This window comes from Luteibacter sp. KNZ12-1A (assembly GCF_056755675.1).
This window is the reverse complement of record NZ_JBPGXU010000191.1, coordinates 1-1,785: the sequence shown is the minus strand read 5'-3', so window position 1 is coordinate 1,785 and position 1,785 is coordinate 1. Positions and strand designations below refer to the sequence as shown.

Sequence of the window (1,785 nt, the reverse complement as noted above, 5' to 3'; positions counted from 1 at the left end):
AGATGTGTATAAGAGACAGGGATTGCGGCAAGCACCCATCGCCGACAAGGTCGGCTCCCACCAGGGCTACAGGCTCTCACCAGGGCGGTCGGTTATCCACCTGACTTGTCAGCGCCTGTCGTTGCGCTCAGGAAAGGATGTCGAGGTACGCGCGGACGGTGTTTGCCAGGCCTTGGTACAAGGCTTCGCCGATCAACGCGTGGCCGATCGACACTTCCGCCAGGCCAGGAATGGCCGACTTGAACGTTCCGAGATTCGCCTGGTTGAGATCGTGCCCCGCGTTCACCGCCAGTCCGGCCTGTTGCGCACGCGTGGCGGTATCCGCGAATGAGGCGAGTTCCGCGCGTGCATCGCCTTTCGCGAAAGCGGCCGCGTAAGGACCCGTGTAGAGCTCGATGCGCTGGATGCCGATGGCCTTCGCCTCCGCGAAGCCTTCCCCACCCGCGTCGACGAATACGCTGACCCGGCAACCGAGTTCACGGAACGCCGCGACGACTGGCTTGAGCAGCTCGATGTCCTGGGTGAGATCGAAACCGTGATCGGAGGTGATCTGGCCGTCACCATCGGGCACCAGGGTGACCTGGGTCGGCCGCACTTCACGGGCGAGTTCGATCAGGCCGGGATACGCACCACGTGGCCCGGCGAAGGGATTGCCCTCGATGTTGTACTCGACGCGACCGCGGAGCAGTCCGGCCAATGTGCGCACATCGTCGGGCGTGACGTGGCGCATGTCGGGCCGCGGGTGGACGGTGAGACCGCCGCAACCCGCGTCGATGCAGGTGTTGGCCGCCGTGGCGATATCGGGTTCATCGCCACCGCGCGAGTTGCGCAGCACGGCGATCTTGTTGAGGTTGACGCTGAGTAGGGTCATCGACGGTCCATAAAAAAACGCACGCCGCCATTGCAACGTGCGTAATGACTGTCATCCCAGCATAACTCGCCACGTCCCTGTGGCGCACTCCACGGTCACACACACGTAGGATCAGACACGGCCCGCGAGGAAAAGGTTCAAAGCGGAAATGTGAAGACGCGGACATTCCGTTCATGACCGCGCCAGGCCACGGCGGATACCAGGCCATCGCCCAGGGGGAGCGGCTGAACACGCCATCCTGGCGCTGGCCCCACGTCGCCTTCGAAGTGACCGGGCGTGGCGACACCGCCGGGCAGGCTGAACGACACACGGTGCAGGCCGTAGGACAACCCACCCCCATGCGCTTTCAGTACGGCTTCCTTGGCCGTCCATAAGGTGAGGAAGCCACCCAGCTGTTCCGCTTCCGGCAAGGCCACGAGCGCGGCCGTCTCATCCGGCGCAAAGAATCGCTTCGAAAGTTCGAGGGCGCGGGCTCTCGGACGCACCGTTTCCACGTCGACGCCGACTTCGAATCCCGCCTGCCCGCGTCCTACCGCGAGCACGGCGACGTCACCACTGTGCGACCAGTTGAAGCCCAGCGTGTCGAAGGGTGGCGGGAAGCAGGGCTTTCCGCGTTCGCCGCGCTCGATGGGTGGCGCACCGGGGCCCGCATAGGCGGCAAGCAGGGTGGCGAACACCACTTCACCGGCGCCACCGGACCAGCGGGTGCGCCAGATGTGGATTTCGTCGTGATCCAGGACAGGTACGGTGGGCGGGACTTCGCTCATTCGGTGGATCGTGCTTTGAATGAGGGGCTTGGGGCAAGCGGGTTCGTGATTGGATGGTCTGGGGGCCGTTCAGGAGCATCGCCGTGGTCGCGATCATTCCGTACATCGCGTTGCAGTTCAAAGCCGTTGCGATGTCGTTCTCCGTGC

The 1,785-nt window shown here is 64.3% G+C and carries 2 protein-coding genes; both read right to left on the bottom strand.

Going from position 1 to position 1,785, the window contains the following annotated elements:
* Nucleotides 1-127: 127 nt before the first annotated feature.
* Nucleotides 128-871 carry a pyridoxine 5'-phosphate synthase gene (locus ACR9ZJ_RS19280; RefSeq protein WP_481288677.1) on the bottom strand — a complete coding sequence of 248 codons (744 nt, stop codon included), beginning with the start codon at nucleotides 869-871 and terminating at the stop codon, nucleotides 128-130.
* A gap of 137 nt (nucleotides 872-1,008) precedes the next feature.
* On the bottom strand, nucleotides 1,009-1,638 hold the full coding sequence (locus tag ACR9ZJ_RS19275; RefSeq protein ID WP_481288676.1) for a 4'-phosphopantetheinyl transferase family protein: 630 nt from the start codon (nucleotides 1,636-1,638) through the stop codon (nucleotides 1,009-1,011).
* Nucleotides 1,639-1,785: the final 147 nt, after the last annotated feature.

Excerpts from the sequence above, each read along its gene's own strand:
- ACR9ZJ_RS19280 (WP_481288677.1), bottom strand. The coding sequence starts at position 871 with ATGACCCTACTCAGCGTCAACCTCAACAAGATCGCCGTGCTGCGCAAC.
- ACR9ZJ_RS19275 (WP_481288676.1), bottom strand. The coding sequence starts at position 1,638 with ATGAGCGAAGTCCCGCCCACCGTACCTGTCCTGGATCACGACGAAATC.